This is a genomic window from Pseudomonas chlororaphis subsp. piscium (assembly GCF_003850345.1).
GTDB lineage: Bacteria > Pseudomonadota > Gammaproteobacteria > Pseudomonadales > Pseudomonadaceae > Aquipseudomonas > Aquipseudomonas piscium.
Genome location: NZ_CP027707.1, coordinates 230,442 through 246,154 on the forward strand (window position 1 = coordinate 230,442; position 15,713 = coordinate 246,154).

Genomic DNA, 15,713 nt, shown 5'->3' on the forward strand with positions numbered 1-15,713 from the left:
CGCGGTTGCCTCCCCGCCACGTCATCCTTGAACCACGCCGACCGATGAGCGGCGAATGAGGACACTATGAGCAAGACCAACGCATCCCTGATGAAACGCCGTGAAGCCGCCGTACCGCGCGGTGTTGGCCAGATTCACCCGATCTTCGCCGATTCCGCGAAGAACGCCACGGTAACCGACGTTGAAGGTCGCGAGTTCATCGACTTCGCCGGCGGTATCGCCGTGCTCAACACCGGCCACCTGCACCCGAAAGTCGTCGCTGCGGTGACCGAGCAGCTGAACAAGCTGACCCACACTTGCTTCCAGGTCCTGGCCTACGAGCCTTACGTGGAACTGTGCGAAAAAGTGAACGCCAAGGTGCCTGGCGATTTCGCCAAGAAAACCCTGCTGGTGACCACCGGTTCCGAAGCCGTGGAAAACTCGGTGAAGATCGCCCGTGCCGCCACTGGCCGCGCCGGCGTGATCGCCTTCACCGGCGCCTACCACGGCCGCACCATGATGACCCTGGGCCTGACCGGCAAGGTCGTGCCTTACTCGGCCGGCATGGGCCTGATGCCAGGCGGCATCTTCCGCGCGCTGTACCCGAACGAGCTGCACGGTGTGAGCATCGACGATTCGATCGCCAGCATCGAGCGCATCTTCAAGAACGATGCCGAGCCACGTGACATCGCCGCGATCATCATCGAGCCGGTACAGGGTGAAGGCGGTTTCTACGTCGCGCCTAAAGAGTTCATGAAGCGTCTGCGTGCCCTGTGCGACCAGCACGGCATCCTGCTGATCGCCGACGAAGTGCAGACTGGCGCTGGCCGTACCGGCACCTTCTTCGCCATGGAGCAGATGGGCGTTGCCGCCGACCTGACCACCTTCGCCAAGTCCATCGCTGGCGGCTTCCCGCTGGCCGGTGTCTGCGGCAAGGCCGAATACATGGACGCCATCGCGCCAGGCGGCCTGGGCGGCACCTACGCCGGTAGCCCGATCGCTTGCGCCGCGGCCCTGGCCGTGATGGAAGTGTTCGAGGAAGAGCACCTGCTGGACCGTTGCAAGGCGGTCGGCGAGCGTCTGGTGACCGGCCTCAAGGCCATCCAGGCCAAGTATCCGGTGATCGGCGACGTGCGTGCCCTGGGCGCGATGATCGCGGTCGAGCTGTTCGAGAACGGCGACAGCCACAAGCCGAACGCCGCTGCCGTGGCACAGGTTGTTGCCAAGGCGCGCGACAAGGGCCTGATCCTGCTGTCCTGCGGCACCTACGGCAACGTCCTGCGCGTGCTGGTTCCGCTGACCTCGCCGGACGAGCAGCTGGACAAGGGCCTGGCGATCATCGAAGAGTGCTTCTCCGAACTCTGATCCCGCCTGTGACCTGATTGACAAAAAGACCCGCCTCGGCGGGTTTTTTTGTGCCGATCGAGGATGCGCAGTGCATTTGCGCTGTATGGAAGCCTCGGCATTGACTAAGGTGCAAAGGATTGCCCAGGGAGCGTGCTGCATGACTGCTGTGGATTTACCCGCTGTACCGCGAGTGTTGATTGCCGAGGCGGACCCTTGGTCGCGCGATTTGCTCAAGCAGGTGTTGCTGAATGTACGTTGCGACGCGCGGCTGGATGTGTGCGCCGACGGTCAGGAAGCCCTGCAACTGCTGGCCGAAAAACCCTATGACCTGGTGATCGCCGACTGGGAGTTGCCCGGCGTCGACGGCCTGGGCCTGCTGCGCAGCGTGCGCCAGCGCAAGCGCAACCCGGTGCTGCCTTTCATCCTCATCAGCAATCGCAGCGACAGCGCCAGCGTGCGCGAAGCCCTGCCGCTGGCGCCGACGGCCTACCTGACCAAGCCGCTCAACATGGAAGGCCTGACCCAGCGCCTGCAGGACCTGCTGCTGGATGCCGGCCAGGAAGTGTCGTGCGAGATCCCGGCCCTGGCGCCGGGAATGACCCTGTGGACCTTTCTCGAGCGCCGTCGCGAGCTGGCCGAGGGGGCGCCGTTGCTCGCTGATGTGCAGCTGGCGGTGAAGCGCAGCCTCAACCCCAACGGTCTCGATCTCAAGCTGCTGGAAGACGAGGTGCGTACCGACCCGCAGATCACCGCGGTGTTGATCGCCGCGGCCAACAGCGCCGCCCAGCACCATGGCAGCGCTGTGCAGACTCTGGCCCAGGCCCTGCAGCGGCTGGGCTCCGGGCAGAGTATGAACCTGATTCTCGGCCTGGCGCTCAAGCGCAGCGCGCGCCTGAGCGACCCGACCCTGGGCGATTACGCCGAGCGTTACTGGGAGCTGTCGCTGCACACCGCGGAATACGGCCGGACCCTGGCCCGCTTGCTGGACCTGGACCAGGAGCGTTGCTACTGCGCCGGCCTGCTGCATCGCCTGGGGGATCTGGCGTTGCTGAGCTGCCTGCAAGAGTGGAAACAGGCCGGTGGCGCGCTGGACGACATGGAAGAGGTCGGCGATGCCCTGGCCCAGTTCGGCGCGGCCTACGGTTCGGCCCTGCGCACCCGCTGGCGCCTGCCGCTGGAACTGCGCGAGCTGATTGCCTCGGTCTACCAGCTCGGTGGCGGGGTTTACTCCCGTGAGGCGCTGGTGATGAACCTTTCCGCCCAGCTCGCCCGCCTGCAACCGTCCGAGGGCCTCGAAGAGCTGGCCAGCAGCAAGACCGCGCGCCTGCTCAAGATCGGCCTGCCGGAGCTGAGCCGCCTGCGCAAAGGCTGATACCTCGACCGGGTGGCGCGCTGCGTCTGTAGCCGCTGCCGAGCCCGCGAGGCTGCGATCGGCTGCGAAGCAGCCGTAAAGTTCTTCCTGACAAAACGCGTACTCAGGTTTTGCGAGGACTTCGTCCTCGAGCGCAGCCTCGCAGGGCTCGGCAGCGGCTACAGAGGCCTTCTACCCCGAAACGATCCGGTTCTTGCCCTGGCGCTTGGCTTCGTACATCGCCGCGTCGGCGCGGGCGAAGAGGCTGTCGAGGTTTTCGTCCTCGGCGGTGAGGCTGGTCAGGCCCTGGCTGACGGTGATGCTGAACTGCGCCTCGTCATGGCTGAAGGTCAGGCGCTGGATTTCCCGTTGCAGGCGTTCGGCAACCTGGCGCGCCATGTCCGGGGCGCAGCCGGGGAAGAGGGCGGCGAATTCCTCGCCGCCGATACGCCCGAACAGGTCGCCACGGCGCAGGGTGGCGCGGCCGGTCTCGGCGATGCGTTGCAGAACGTTGTCGCCCTCGGGGTGGCCGTAGGTGTCGTTGACCACCTTGAAGTCATCGATATCCAGCAACAGGAAGGCCAGCGGCGTGCCTTGCTGGCGCGCCTGCTCGAATTCGCGGTTGGCGCATTCGAAGAAGTGTCGGCGGTTGCTGCTCTGGGTCAGCACGTCGGTGGTGGCCAGGCGTTGCAGCTCGGTCTCCAGGTGCTTTTTCTCGGTGATGTCCTCGGCGAGGCCGACGATGATCACCCGGTCCCCGGGGGCGGCATTGCGATTGATAAAGCACTTGTCGCTGAGCCAGCGGACCTGGCCCTGGGCGTCGATGATGCGGTATTCACGGTCTTCCACCGCGCCTTTTTCCAGCACCTGGGCCAGGGTCCGCTCGGCGTATTCGAGGTCGTCGGGGTAGACGCTGTCGCGCCATTCGTTGGCGTCGGCCAGCAGCAGGCCGGCGGAGCGGCCGAAGATGCGCTCATACGCCGGGCTGACGTAAAGCACCTGGCGGGCTTCCCAGTCGAAGGCCCAGAGCACGGCATTGACGCTGACCAGCAACGAGCTGAACAGCTGTTCGCGCTCCGTCAGCCGGGCGACCTCGCCCTGGGCATGCATCAGCGCCATCAGGGTTTGCGCGGCCTCGGGCCACTGGGGCAAAGCGGATGGGAGTTGTGGGTTCTTGTTGACCATCGGCACCGATCTCAAAGCGCACGCCGCTCGGGAAACGAAGCGGCCACAGAAAGCCCGCCTGGATGGCGAAGTGTTGCTTGAGATAGGGGATTGGCGACGAAGTTCCCGGTTTCCGTGGTCTGGAAGCCGGCACCCGCTGGGCGGTCACGATGCCGCGGATGACGGGCTGGAACTCATGGGGCGGGGAGGGTAGCGAAGCCCACCGGCCACGGCAGATGAGCTTGCCGTGGCCGGTGAACGGGCCAGCGTCAGGCGCTGGCGGGGCGCAGCGAGTAGGTTTTCAACTGGCTGGCGAAGTCGCGCAGCGATTGGATCCCGCTGGCCTCGGCTTCGTGGACCCAGTCCTTGATCGCCGCCAGCATGTCGTGGCCGTTGGAGCTGGTCTTGGCCCAGATCTGTTGCAGCGCCAGGCGTTTTTCGTAGATCACTTTCAGGGCCTGGCTGTGTTCCAGCATGTTCTGGATGCGCGCATGGTGGCGCTCTTCCAGCAGGCTGGTCTCCCGCGACAGCAGGCGCTTGGCGCGATGGAACTGGTGGCGCACCGAGTGATCGACCTTGTCCAGCTCCTGCTTGACCAGCGGCGCGATCACCAACTTGCGGTACTGGGCCATGATCTGGAAGCGGTTGTTGAGGATCGCCATCGCCGTGTCCATGTCCAGGTGGCCCTTGCCTTCGACCCGGTGGGCGATCGGCGCCACACGCTGCACCTTGGCCAGGCGCAGGAAGCTGAACACCTTGATCCAGGCCCAGCCCAGGTCGAACTCCCACTTCTTCACCGACAGCTTGGCCGAGTTGGGGTAGGTGTGATGGTTGTTGTGCAGCTCTTCGCCGCCGACCAGGATGCCCCAGGGCACCAGGTTGGTCGCCGCGTCGCGGCATTCGAAGTTGCGATAGCCGACCGCGTGGCCCAGGCCGTTGATCACCCCGGCGGCCCAGAACGGGATCCACATCATCTGGATCGCCCAGATGGTGATGCCGATGGTGCCGAACAGCAGCAGGTCGATCACCGCCATCAGCGCCACGCCGCCCAGCTTGTAGCGCGAGTAGAGGTTGCGTTCGATCCAGTCGTCCGGGCAGTTCTTGCCGTAGATGCGCAGGGTTTCCGGGTTTTTCGCCTCTTCGCGGTACAGCTCGGCGCCTTTGCGCAGCACCGTGGACAGGCCCTTGATCACCGGGCTGTGGGGGTCGTCCGCGGTTTCGCATTTGGCGTGGTGCTTGCGGTGGATGGCGGTCCACTCGCGGGTGTTCTGCGCCGTGGTCAGCCACAGCCAGAAGCGGAAGAAATGTTTCAGGCCGGCGTTGAGCTCCAGGGAGCGGTGGGCTGAATAGCGATGCAGGTAAACCGTGACCCCAACGATGGTCACGTGAGTCATTAACAGGGTGACTGCTACCAGTTGCCAGGCCGACAAGCCTAGAAAACCTTCGTACCACATAGGCTGTAGGGCCCTCGATTAAAGAAAAAACAGCAGTCGCATTATCACCAAGCCCACAGAGAAAACCAGTCGCCCTTTCAGATAAGAGTGGCGGGATGTTTCTTCCTCTATAATCCCAAGCTTTCCGTAAGGACATTGACGACCTTATGTCGGTTTCTTCTCGCGACGCTCTGCGCGCAGCCCTGCTCTACCTCTTGCTGTCTGTGGTGTGGTTGCAGTTCAGTGGTCATTTATTGAGCAGTTTCTTCGATGAGTCGAACGATCTGGCGCACTGGCAACTGATCAACGGGTATGTCTGGGCGCTGCTCAGCGCCGCCCTGATCTTCATCGCGCGGGGTCGTCTGTTGCGTTTGCTGGGCGCCGACGCCTGGTTGCTTCACCAGCGCGAGGACCGCGAGCGTCTGCGCCAGGCCGCCGCCGTGTTCGATTGCACCCGCGAAGGGGTGCTGGTCAGCGACCGCCGGGGCCAGATCGTCCATGTGAACCGGGCGTTCATCGAGATCACCGGCTATCAGCGCGAGGAGGTACTGGGCCGCCAGCCGAGCATGTTCAAGTCCGGGCACCACACGGCGGATTTCTACCAGGCCATGTTCGATTCGCTGAACACCACGGGCGAGTGGAGCGGCGAGATCTGGAACCGGCGCAAATGCGGCGAGATCTACCCGCAGTGGCAGACCATCCGCGCCATCCGCGATGACGACGGCCAGCTCAGCCACTATGTCGCGGTGTTTTCCGACATCAGCGCGATCAAGGATTCCGAGCACGAACTGGCCCACCTGGCGCACCACGACCCGCTGACCGACCTGCCCAATCGCCTGCTGTTCACCGACCGCGCCGAGCAGGCCCTGGCGTCGGCGCAGATCCACAAGCGTGGCTGCGCGCTGCTGATGGTCGACCTGGATCACTTCAAGATGATCAACGACAGCCTTGGCCACAATGTCGGCGACCGCCTGCTCAAGGCCGTGGCCCAGCGCCTGCAAGGCATGTTCGGCCCGGGCATCACCCTGGCGCGGCTGGGCGGCGACGAGTTCGCCGTGCTGGTCGAGAGCTGCGGGCAACCGGGGCAGGCCGCGGTGCTGGCGCAGCGCATCATCGACGGGGTGAAGCAGCCGTTCCTGATGGACGAGAATCAGCTGTTCATCAATGCCAGCATCGGCATCAGCCTGTTCCCCAGCGATGCCCTGAGCGCCGAGCAACTGTTGCGCAATGCCGACACGGCGCTGTTCAAGGCCAAGAGCGCCGGGCGGGACAGTTACGCGCTGTACACCGAGGAACTGACCGCCCACGCCCAGCAACGGGTGGAGATCGCCTTCGAATTGCGCCGCGCCCTGGAGCAGCAGGAGCTGCGGGTGTTCTACCAACCGGTGCACGACCTCGCCAGCAGCCGCCTGGTCGGGGTCGAGGCGCTGGTGCGCTGGGAACATCCGCAACGTGGCCTGGTGCCGCCTGGCGAGTTCATTCCGATTGCCGAGCGCACCGGGTTGATCGCCGAGATCGATGCCTGGGTCATGCAGCAGGCCTGTCGACAGATGTGCCAATGGCAGGCGCAGGGCATGGAGTTGTCCTTCGTCGCGGTGAATGTCTCCAGCCGACTGTTCGCCCGCCGCGAGCTGTACCAGCAGGTGGCCCAGGTGCTGCACGACACCGGCCTCGACCCCGCCTACCTGGAATTGGAAGTCACCGAAAGCGCGGTGATGGAAGACCCGGAAGTGGCCCTGGAGCAGATGCATCGCCTGCGCGAACTGGGGCTGCGCCTGGCCATCGACGACTTCGGTACCGGTTATTCCTCGCTGCTGCGGCTCAAGCGCCTGCCGGTGCAGAAGCTGAAGATCGACCAGGGTTTTGTCGCCGGCCTGCCGTGGGACGAAGACGACGCGGCGATCTCCCGGGTAATCATCGCCCTGGCCCAGAGCATGGGCATGCAGGTGCACGCCGAAGGCATCGAACAGGTGGAACAGGCGCGGTTCCTCCTCGACCAGGGTTGCGACCTGGGCCAGGGCTACTGGTTCGGCCGCCCGGTGCCGGCGGCGCAACTGGAATGGGGCCGGGCGCCGCAGATCCACTGATCGGCGCCCCTGTCGAGGCATCGGCTCCTACAGATCCGCAGAAACCTGCCAGACACTGCTTCTGTAGGAGCGAAGCTTGCTCGCGATCGAGGTGCCGCGGTGTATCAGGCAGGCCGCCATCGCGGGCAAGCCTCGCTCCTGCAAGAGGCGGGTTGGCGCTGCAATCAGCGCCGATTCCCACGCAACCCCGCGTCAATTCAAATAATTTCTTCTGGTTATATAAACATTCTTAAATAGTATTTTTAAGAATATCTGCGCCTATCTACTATTGCCCTCACGCCGCAAGCAGTGCCGCCACTGCCAGGCACATCTCATTCAGGAGCAACACCATGAGCGCATCTCTTCGTAGCGTTGACGGCCAGGACGAACAAACCATCTTGCGCGAGATTCAAAGCGCATTGCGCGACCTGCGTTTCGGCGCGGTGGAAATCACCGTGCACAACGCCCAGGTCGTGCAGATCGAACGCAAGGAAAAATTCCGCCTGCAAAACCCTGGCAATAAACCAAGCTGAATTCCGCACTACCTCTCGCACCGAGAGGCCCGACTGGACAACCGGAGGGCGTCATCCATGACCCCCAGCCTGAACCCCAGCGTTCGCCCACGAATGCGGGCCTGATTCGCCATAAGAAAAATGCCAGCACATTAAAAAATTTCGGGAGCTCCATCATGTCGTCGATTCGCCGTTATGCCCTGGCCGCCCTCGCCAGCGCCGTTTTTGCCGGTTCCGCCGTTGCCAAGGATTACGAGTTGCTCAACGTGTCGTACGACCCGACCCGCGAGCTGTACCAGGACTACAACACCGAATTCACGAGCTTCTGGAAAAAGGAACACCCGGGCGACAACGTCAAGATCCAGCAATCCCACGGAGGCTCGGGCAAACAGGGCCGCGCGGTGATCGACGGCCTGCGCGCCGACGTGGTGACCCTGGCGTTGGCCGGCGACATCGATGAAATCGCCAAGCTCGGCAAGACCCTGCCGGCCGACTGGCAAAAACGCCTGCCGGATGCGAGCACGCCCTACACCTCGACCATCGTGTTCCTGGTGCGCAAGGGCAACCCCAAGGGCATCAAGGACTGGGGCGACCTGATCAAGAAAGACGTGTCGGTCATCACCCCGAACCCGAAAACCTCCGGCGGCGCCCGCTGGAACTTCCTCGCCGCCTGGGCCTATGGCCTGAAAGCCGGTGGCAGCGAAGCCAAGGCCCAGGAATACGTGAAGGAGCTGTTCAAGCACGTACCGGTACTGGATACCGGCGCTCGCGGTTCGACCATCACCTTCGTCAACAACGGTCAGGGCGACGTGTTGCTGGCTTGGGAAAACGAAGCCTTCCTGGCGCTGAAAGAAGACGGCGGCGCCGACAAGTTCGACATCGTCGTGCCTTCGCTGTCGATCCTCGCCGAGCCGCCGGTGGCGGTGGTGGACAAGAACGCCGAGAAAAAGGGCAACACCGAGATCGCCGAGGCCTACCTCAAGCACCTGTACAGCCCGGCCGGCCAGGAAATCGCGGCGAAGAACTTCTATCGTCCGCGGGACAAGGATGTGGCGGCCAAATACGCTCAGCAGTTCCCGAAACTGGACCTGGTGACCATCGACAAGGACTTCGGCGGCTGGAAAACTGCCCAACCGAAATTCTTCAATGATGGCGGGGTGTTCGACCAGATCTACCAGGCGCAGTAATCTTCAGTGGCGAGCCCCGGGCTGCAAGGCATCCGGGGTTCGTCGAACCGCCAGAGCAATAGGCCCGGATTCGATTCCGGGCTTTGCGTGTCAACCAAGGACTTTTATGTCGCGTCGTATCTCCCCCGTCATACCCGGCTTCGGGCTGACGCTGGGCTACACCTTGGTGTACCTCAGCCTGATTGTGCTCATACCCCTGGCGGCGATGTTCGTGCATGCCGCCCAACTTACCTGGGATCAGTTCTGGGCCATTGTCTCGGCACCGCGGGTACTCGCCGCGCTCAAGCTGAGCTTCGGCACGGCGCTGTACGCGGCGATCATCAACGGCGTGATCGGCACGCTGCTGGCCTGGGTGCTGGTGCGCTACAGCTTTCCCGGACGCAAGATCATCGACGCGATGATCGACCTGCCGTTCGCCCTGCCCACCGCCGTGGCCGGTATTGCGCTGACCGCGCTGTACGCGCCGACTGGCCTGGTCGGCCAGTTCGCCACCGACCTGGGGTTCAAGATCGCCTACACGCCGCTGGGTATCACCCTGGCGCTGACCTTCGTCACGCTGCCGTTCGTGGTGCGCACCGTACAGCCGGTGCTGGCCGACATCCCCCGGGAAGTCGAAGAAGCCGCCGCCTGCCTCGGCGCCAAACCCTGGCAGGTGTTCCGCCACATCCTGGTACCGGCGCTGCTGCCGGCCTGGCTGACCGGCTTCGCCCTGGCCTTTGCCCGGGGTGTCGGCGAGTACGGCTCGGTGATCTTCATCGCCGGCAACATGCCGATGAAAACCGAAATCCTGCCGCTGCTGATCATGGTCAAGCTCGACCAGTACGATTACACCGGCGCGACCTCCATCGGCGTGTTGATGCTGGTGGTTTCCTTTGTCCTGTTGCTGCTGATCAACCTGCTGCAGCGGCGCATCGAACGACCTTAAGGAGGCGCGAACCATGTCCCAATCGTCCATTAGCGCCGCTTCCTCGGCCAACGCCGACCGTCGTGGCAGCGCCACCTCGCGGCGCATCCTGATCGGCCTCGGCTGGCTGATCTTCGCCCTGTTCCTGTTGCTGCCGCTGTTTATCGTGGTGTCCCAGGGGCTCAAGCTCGGCCTCGGCGCGTTCTTCGCCGCGATCTTCGAGCCGGACGCATTGTCGGCCCTGAAGCTGACGGTGATCGCCGTGCTGATCTCGGTGCCGCTGAACCTGGTGTTCGGCGTCAGCGCCGCCTGGTGCGTGAGCAAATACAACTTTCGCGGCAAGAGCATCCTGGTGACCCTGATCGACCTGCCGTTCTCGGTGTCGCCGGTGATCGCCGGCCTGGTCTACGTGCTGATGTTCGGCGCCCAGGGCCTGTTCGGGCCGTGGCTGCAGGATCACGATATCCAGATCGTGTTCGCCCTGCCGGGCATCGTCCTGGCGACCATCTTCGTCACCGTGCCCTTCGTCGCCCGTGAACTGATCCCGCTGATGCAGGAGCAGGGCACCCAGGAAGAGGAGGCCGCGCGGCTGCTGGGGGCCAACGGCTGGCAGATGTTCTGGCATGTGACCGTGCCGAACATCAAGTGGGGCCTGATCTACGGCGTGGTGCTCTGTACCGCGCGGGCCATGGGTGAGTTCGGTGCGGTGTCGGTGGTTTCCGGGCACATTCGCGGGGTGACCAACACCCTGCCGCTGCACGTCGAGATCCTCTACAACGAATACAACCACGTCGCCGCGTTCGCCGTCGCGAGCCTGTTGCTGATCCTGGCGCTCTTCATCCTGCTGCTCAAGCAGTGGAGCGAAAACCGTATCAACCGCCTGCGCGCCAGCGCCGCGGAGGAATGAATCATGTCGATCGAAGTCCGTAACGTCAGCAAGAACTTCAATGCCTTCAAGGCCCTGAACAGCATCAACCTGGACATCCAGAGCGGCGAGCTGGTGGCGCTGCTGGGCCCGTCCGGCTGTGGCAAGACCACCCTGCTGCGGATCATCGCCGGCCTGGAAACCCCGGACGCCGGCAGTATCGTGTTCCACGGCGAGGACGTCTCCGGCCACGACGTGCGCGACCGCAACGTCGGTTTCGTGTTCCAGCACTACGCGCTGTTCCGCCACATGAGCGTGTTCGACAACGTCGCCTTCGGCCTGCGCATGAAGCCGAAGAACCAGCGCCCGAGCGAAAGCAAGATCGCCGAGAAGGTCCATGAGCTGTTGAACATGGTGCAGCTGGACTGGCTCGCCGACCGTTACCCGGAACAGCTGTCCGGCGGCCAGCGCCAGCGGATCGCCCTGGCCCGCGCCCTGGCGGTGGAGCCCAAGGTGCTGCTGCTGGACGAACCCTTCGGCGCCCTGGACGCCAAGGTGCGCAAGGAGCTGCGGCGCTGGCTGGCGCGGCTGCACGAAGACATCAACCTGACCTCGGTATTCGTCACCCACGACCAGGAAGAAGCCATGGAAGTGGCGGACCGTATCGTGGTGATGAACAAGGGCGTGATCGAGCAGATCGGCTCGCCGGGCGAGGTGTACGAGAACCCGGCCAGCGACTTCGTCTACCACTTCCTCGGCGACTCCAACCGCCTGCACCTGGGGGAGGACAAACATGTGCTGTTCCGCCCGCACGAAGTGTCGCTGTCGCGCTCCGAACTGGCCGACCACCACGCCGCCGAAGTGCGCGATATCCGTCCGCTGGGCGCCACCACCCGGGTGACCTTGAAGGTCGAAGGGCAGAGCGAACTGATCGAGGCCGAAGTGGTGAAAGACCATGACAGCCTGGTCGGGCTGGCCAAGGGCGAGACGCTGTTCTTCAAGCCCAAGGTCTGGCAGAAGGTTGCCAATATCTAAACGTCAAAAGCATCGCGGGCAAGCTCCGCTCCTACAGATCGGCGTCGTTCGTAAATGTCGCGAACGACACGAACCTGTAGGAGCGAGGCTTGCCCGCGATAACGATCTAAATGGCCGCGCGTTTCGGATTGACCCGCACACCCCCCGCCCGCGCCTCGATCTCATGCTTGAGCGCCTGGCGCAGCCCCAGCAGAAACGCCAGCTCCGCCACCACGAACAACGGCCCGACGATCAGCCCCGAGACGTCGTCGACAAAGGCCGGCTTGCGCCCTTCGTAATAATGGCCGACGAACTGGATCACCCAGCCGATCACGAACATGCCCACCCCGCTGGCCAGCCAGACCAGGGTGCTTTGCTGCGCTAGTGCATGGCCAGCCCACACCGACAGCCCCATCAGCACCGTCATCAGCAGGCCCAGGCGCAGTTCCAGGCGCAGGTAGAACCAGCACGACGCCAGCGCCAACAACAGTGCCGGTGACAGCCACAGCCCGGCGACCGGCCAGGCGGGGCGCGACAGCAGGACCGCGACGGCCAGCACAATCAGCGGAATGCCGATAAAGTGGCTGGCGATGTTGCGCGGATCACGGTGGTAGGCGGCGTATTGACTGAGATGGTCGACGAGGCTTTTCATTGTTGTTCCTCCTGTAGGGTGATCGAATCATGCCCTGCGCCGGTTGCCGGCTCTGTCAGCTAGGCGACAATCGGCTCGCTGCCCGTGTGGATAACGCTATCGATGAAGATGCAGGTCTGGCGCGAGCGCCTGATGAGCGGCCAGTGGTTCAGCCGCTTGCCCGCTCAATTACAGAATAGTTTGTTGGCCAATGCCCGTTTGCGCTCGCTGGCGCCGGGCCAGCGCCTGTTCCAGCGCGGCGATCCGCCCTGCGGCCTGTACGCGGTGCTGGAAGGCACGGTGCGCATCGGCGCGGTCAGCGAGCAAGGCAAGGAGGCGCTGCTGAGCCTGGTGGAGGCGCCGCACTGGTTCGGCGAGATCAGCCTGTTCGACGGCCAGCCGCGCACCCATGACGCCTATGCCGTGGGCCCGTGCAGCCTGCTCAATGTGCCCCAGGCGGCGCTGCTCGAGCTGCTGGACGAACACCCGCAATACTGGCGGCAGCTGGCGTTGTTGATGAGCCACAAGCTGCGCCTGACCTTTATCAACCTCGAACAGCTGAGCCTGATGCCGGCCCCGGCGCGGATGGCCAACCGCCTGTTGATGATCGCCCGCGGCTACGGCGAGACCAACACTCCGCGCCGGGTCCTGCACCTGCCCCAGGAGCAGCTGGCGCTGCTGCTGTCGCTGTCGCGTCAGACCACCAACCAGATCCTCAAGGACTTGCAGGGGCAAGGCATTCTCAAGCTGGGTTATGGCGAGATCGAGATCCTCGACGAAGCGCGGTTGCGGGCGCTCGCTGGCGTTTGACCTTCAGACCGCTTTCGCGGGCAAGCCTCGCTCCTACAGAAGCATGCGTACTCTTCTTCTGTAGGAGCGAGGCTTGCCCGCGATAAGGCCCTTGAGCCCGCCACAGGTCCTTCAGCGCAAGCCATCGCGAAACTGCCCCGGCGTCATCCCGGTCCAGCGCTTGAACGCGCGGCTGAAGCTGCTGGCATCGGCGAACCCCAGCAGGTAACTGATCTCGTTCAGGGAGCACAGCGGGTCGCGCAGGTGCAGCAGGGCCAGGTTCTCCCGGCATTCGTTGAGCAGGGTATCGAAGCGACAGCCCTCGTCCGCCAAGTGACGTTGCAGGCTGCGCAGGCTCAGGTGCAGGGCCTGGGCGACCCGTTCCGCCGAAGGTTCGCCTTCCGGCAGCTGGGACTCGATGACCCCGCGCACCTTGCGCTCCCAGGTCAAAGGTTGCAGTTGCATCAGGGTGCGCTTGAGCACCGCCTCGTTGTGCTCGGCCAGCTCCGGGTTGGCGTCGTCCAGGTGGCTGTCGAAGTCGTGCAGGCCGAATTCCAGGCGATCCTCGTCGGCGCTGAAAAACACCGGCGCGCGAAACACCGTGTGCCATTGCTTGGGGTCCGCCGGCTCTGGGCGCCGCAGGTACACCGCCAGCGGCGCGTAGTCGCGGCCCAGGCGGTTGCGGCAGGTGCGCACGTAGATCGCGACAAAGGCGTCGATGGCCTCGAACGCCGGCTCCGGGTTGCCTTGTGGGACCTTCAGGCGAAAGCGATAGCGGTCCTCGGTGCGGGTCAGCTCCAGCTCCAGGGCATCGCTGACCACCTGGTGATAACGCACGATGCGCTCGAACACTTCCCGCAGGCTGCCGCTGGCCACCAGCGCATAACCCAGGGCGTGGAAGGTGGTCGGGCTGACGAAACGCGAAACCCGCAGACCTATGGCCGGGTCGCCGCTGGCCTGCACCGCCAGCTGCCACAGGCGGGTGGTGGCCGACAGTGGGTAGCGCGCGTTGGGGTCGTCCATCAGTTGCGGGTCGAGGCCGGCCTGGTGGCACAGGGCGGTGCTGTCGAGGCCCAGGGCATCGAGCTGCTTGCGCAAGGCGCGGGTCCAGCTGGCGAGGGAAGTGGGTTCGGTCATGGCGGTTGGCGCGTCCGGTCAACAGGTTGGCGTCCGCGGCTAGCGCCCGGTGCGCGGGCGCAGGGCAGGATGCGAACATCAATAACCAGAGGATGGAAGCATGCACGGTACTTCTGCAAGTCCCGACCGGCTGAATGCTCAGCAACGATCGGCGCATATTCGTGAGGTGGTGCTGGCCAGGGGCGTCGAGCTGCGCGAGCGCTACCCGCTGCTCAAGCATCAGGACGCGTTGGGCGCGGGCATCCTGGCCTTGGCCCTGGCCGGGATGGTGGGCTCGGCGGCGCTCTACATCGGCGGCTACCTGGCCTGGTGGGCCTGCCTGCTGCTCAATGGGTTTTTCGCCTCCTTGACCCACGAGCTGGAACACGACCTGATCCACAGCATGTATTTCCGCAAGCAGCGCATCCCCCACAACCTGATGCTGGCGCTGGTCTGGCTGGCGCGGCCGAGCACCATCAATCCCTGGATCCGCCGCCATTTGCACCTCAATCACCACAAGGTGTCCGGCACCGAGGCCGACATGGAGGAACGTGCCATCACCAACGGCGAGCCCTGGGGCATCGCCCGGCTGCTGATGGTTGGCGACAATGTCATGTCGTCATTGATCCGCACCCTGCGCGCCAGGACCTGGGCGCACAAGCTCAACATCCTCAAGCGCACCCTGAAGGTGTATGCGCCGCTGGCGTTGCTGCACTGGGGGGCCTGGTATGTGTTTCTCGGCTTCCACGCCGCCAATGGCGTCGCCGCGCTGCTGGGTGCGCCCATCGACTGGTCGGCCAGCACCCTGGCGGTGATGCAGGTGATTGATATCGCTGTGGTGGTGATCATCGGCCCCAATGTGCTGCGCACCTTCTGCCTGCACTTCGTCAGCTCGAACATGCACTACTACGGCGACATTGAAGCGGGCAACGTGATCCAGCAGACCCAGGTGCTCAACCCCTGGTGGCTGTGGCCGTTGCAGGCATTCTGCTTCAACTTCGGCAGCACCCACGGCATCCACCATTTCGTGGTCAAGGAACCCTTCTACATCCGCCAGCTGACCGCGCCGGTGGCGCATAAGGTGATGGCCGAGATGGGCGTGCGCTTCAACGATTTCGGCACCTTCGGCCGGGCCAACCGGTTTATCCGCAAGGAGCGGGTGGCGGCGCAGGTGGTGCGGGGTGTCGGGGCGTGATGTATCGGCGTTGAGGGCCAATCGCGGGCAAGCCTCGCTCCTACAGAAGCTCACGGTCTTCTTCTGTAGGAGCGAGGCTTGCCCGCGATAACGATTCCGCAGACGCCGCAACCTTCGGCGTTTTCCCCCACCTGTAGCCGCTGCCGCAGGCTGCGATAGG

The 15,713-nt window shown here is 64.2% G+C and carries 14 protein-coding genes; 10 read left to right on the forward strand and 4 right to left on the reverse strand.

The features are described from left to right. Positions 1 to 66: 66 nt before the first annotated feature. Both gabT and C4K38_RS01015 read left to right on the forward strand, forming a co-directional pair. On the forward strand, positions 67 to 1,344 hold the full coding sequence (gabT, locus tag C4K38_RS01010; RefSeq protein ID WP_009041624.1) for a 4-aminobutyrate--2-oxoglutarate transaminase: 1,278 nt from the start codon (positions 67 to 69) through the stop codon (positions 1,342 to 1,344). A gap of 139 nt (positions 1,345 to 1,483) precedes the next feature. Then, positions 1,484 to 2,698, forward strand: coding sequence for a response regulator (locus tag C4K38_RS01015; protein ID WP_053276933.1), 1,215 nt, complete (start codon positions 1,484 to 1,486; stop codon positions 2,696 to 2,698). Positions 2,699 to 2,869: 171 nt separating this feature from the next. On the opposite strand, the gene C4K38_RS01020 is transcribed toward C4K38_RS01015, so the two are convergent. Further along, on the reverse strand, positions 2,870 to 3,862 hold the full coding sequence (locus tag C4K38_RS01020) for a GGDEF domain-containing protein (RefSeq protein ID WP_053276934.1): 993 nt from the start codon (positions 3,860 to 3,862) through the stop codon (positions 2,870 to 2,872). Positions 3,863 to 4,110: 248 nt separating this feature from the next. Next, positions 4,111 to 5,295 carry a delta-9 fatty acid desaturase DesA gene (gene desA, locus C4K38_RS01025; protein ID WP_025808517.1) on the reverse strand — a complete coding sequence of 395 codons (1,185 nt, stop codon included), beginning with the start codon at positions 5,293 to 5,295 and terminating at the stop codon, positions 4,111 to 4,113. A 146-nt stretch (positions 5,296 to 5,441) separates the two neighbouring features. Between desA and dibA the strand changes: the two genes are divergently transcribed. From dibA to C4K38_RS01055, 6 genes are all read left to right on the forward strand, one after another. Next, positions 5,442 to 7,361 (forward strand): phosphodiesterase DibA, encoded by a 1,920-nt coding sequence (dibA, locus tag C4K38_RS01030; RefSeq protein WP_053276935.1) that lies wholly within the window; start codon positions 5,442 to 5,444, stop codon positions 7,359 to 7,361. 329 nt (positions 7,362 to 7,690) lie between these two features. After that, a complete protein-coding gene (gene oscA, locus C4K38_RS01035) occupies positions 7,691 to 7,873 on the forward strand; it encodes a sulfur starvation response protein OscA (protein ID WP_009041629.1) in 183 nt (60 codons plus the stop codon). A gap of 155 nt (positions 7,874 to 8,028) precedes the next feature. Continuing rightward, complete coding sequence (locus C4K38_RS01040) at positions 8,029 to 9,039, forward strand: sulfate ABC transporter substrate-binding protein (protein WP_009046389.1); 1,011 nt, start codon at positions 8,029 to 8,031, stop codon at positions 9,037 to 9,039. A 106-nt stretch (positions 9,040 to 9,145) separates the two neighbouring features. Beyond that, positions 9,146 to 9,964: a sulfate ABC transporter permease subunit CysT gene (gene cysT, locus C4K38_RS01045; RefSeq protein ID WP_007921521.1), complete on the forward strand. Its 819-nt coding sequence runs from the start codon at positions 9,146 to 9,148 to the stop codon at positions 9,962 to 9,964. Positions 9,965 to 9,977: 13 nt separating this feature from the next. Continuing rightward, on the forward strand, positions 9,978 to 10,850 hold the full coding sequence (gene cysW / locus C4K38_RS01050; protein ID WP_025808515.1) for a sulfate ABC transporter permease subunit CysW: 873 nt from the start codon (positions 9,978 to 9,980) through the stop codon (positions 10,848 to 10,850). Positions 10,851 to 10,853: 3 nt separating this feature from the next. Then, the gene (locus C4K38_RS01055) at positions 10,854 to 11,843 is read left to right on the forward strand and encodes a sulfate/molybdate ABC transporter ATP-binding protein (RefSeq protein ID WP_053276936.1); all 990 of its coding nucleotides are present in this window, start codon (positions 10,854 to 10,856) and stop codon (positions 11,841 to 11,843) included. Between the two features lie 106 nt (positions 11,844 to 11,949). Here the strand turns inward: C4K38_RS01055 and C4K38_RS01060 are convergent, their stop codons facing one another. Continuing rightward, positions 11,950 to 12,474, reverse strand: coding sequence for an Mpo1 family 2-hydroxy fatty acid dioxygenase (locus tag C4K38_RS01060; protein ID WP_053276937.1), 525 nt, complete (start codon positions 12,472 to 12,474; stop codon positions 11,950 to 11,952). Between the two features lie 102 nt (positions 12,475 to 12,576). On the opposite strand from C4K38_RS01060, the gene C4K38_RS01065 reads away from it, so the two are divergent. Further along, positions 12,577 to 13,263: a Crp/Fnr family transcriptional regulator gene (locus tag C4K38_RS01065; RefSeq protein WP_053276938.1), complete on the forward strand. Its 687-nt coding sequence runs from the start codon at positions 12,577 to 12,579 to the stop codon at positions 13,261 to 13,263. Between the two features lie 111 nt (positions 13,264 to 13,374). Here the strand turns inward: C4K38_RS01065 and C4K38_RS01070 are convergent, their stop codons facing one another. Then, positions 13,375 to 14,379: an AraC family transcriptional regulator gene (locus C4K38_RS01070; protein WP_053276939.1), complete on the reverse strand. Its 1,005-nt coding sequence runs from the start codon at positions 14,377 to 14,379 to the stop codon at positions 13,375 to 13,377. A 100-nt stretch (positions 14,380 to 14,479) separates the two neighbouring features. On the opposite strand from C4K38_RS01070, the gene C4K38_RS01075 reads away from it, so the two are divergent. Continuing rightward, a complete protein-coding gene (locus C4K38_RS01075) occupies positions 14,480 to 15,553 on the forward strand; it encodes a fatty acid desaturase (RefSeq protein ID WP_053276940.1) in 1,074 nt (357 codons plus the stop codon). Positions 15,554 to 15,713: the final 160 nt, after the last annotated feature.